Below are 1,118 nucleotides of genomic sequence, written 5' to 3' on the forward strand. Positions count from 1 at the left end.
ATGGCCAAAGCAAAGTTTGAACGTACGAAGCCGCATTGCAACATCGGGACGATCGGTCACGTCGACCATGGCAAGACGTCGCTGACTGCGGCGATCACCAAGGTTCTGGCGGAGACGGGCGGTGCGACGTTCACGGCCTATGACCAGATCGACAAGGCGCCTGAAGAGAAGGCGCGCGGCATCACGATTTCGACCGCGCACGTCGAGTACGAGACGCAGAACCGTCACTACGCGCACGTCGACTGCCCCGGCCACGCCGACTACGTGAAGAACATGATCACCGGTGCGGCGCAGATGGACGGCGCGATCCTGGTGGTGTCGGCGGCCGACGGCCCGATGCCGCAGACCCGCGAGCACATCCTGCTGGCCCGTCAGGTCGGCGTGCCGGCGCTGGTGGTGTTCCTGAACAAGTGCGACATGGTCGACGATCCGGAACTGCTCGAGCTGGTCGAGATGGAAGTGCGCGAGCTTCTGTCGAAGTACGACTTCCCGGGCGACGACATTCCGATCGTGAAGGGCTCGGCGCTGGCGGCGCTCGAGAACTCGGATCCGAAGCTGGGCCACGACGCGATCCTGGAGCTGATGCGCCAGGTCGACGCCTACATCCCGCAGCCGGAGCGTCCGATCGACCAGCCGTTCCTGATGCCGGTCGAAGACGTGTTCTCGATCTCGGGCCGCGGCACCGTGGTGACCGGTCGTGTCGAGCGCGGCGTGATCAAGGTCGGTGAGGAAATCGAAATCGTCGGCATCCGCCCGACGCAGAAGACGACCTGCACCGGCGTCGAAATGTTCCGCAAGCTGCTCGATCAGGGCCAGGCGGGCGACAACATCGGCGCGCTGCTGCGCGGCACCAAGCGTGAAGACGTCGAGCGTGGCCAGGTGCTGTGCAAGCCGGGTTCGGTGAAGCCGCACACCAAGTTCAAGGCCGAAGCCTACATCCTGACCAAGGAAGAGGGCGGCCGCCACACCCCGTTCTTCACCAACTACCGTCCGCAGTTCTACTTCCGCACCACCGACGTGACCGGTGTGGTGCACCTGCCGGAAGGCACCGAGATGGTGATGCCGGGCGACAACATCGCGATGGAAGTGCACCTGATCGTGCCGATCGCGATGGAAGA

Annotated in this window: 1 protein-coding gene; it reads left to right on the top strand. The window is 64.2% G+C overall.

The genetic code is table 11. The annotated features are described in order from the left end of the window. Nucleotides 1–1,118, top strand: a 1,118-nt coding sequence (gene tuf / locus DYI24_RS26955; protein ID WP_164574501.1) for an elongation factor Tu, incomplete at its 3' end; no start/stop codon positions are given.

The organism is Rhodopseudomonas sp. BR0C11 (assembly GCF_010820945.1).
Taxonomy (GTDB): domain Bacteria; phylum Pseudomonadota; class Alphaproteobacteria; order Rhizobiales; family Xanthobacteraceae; genus Rhodopseudomonas; species Rhodopseudomonas palustris_H.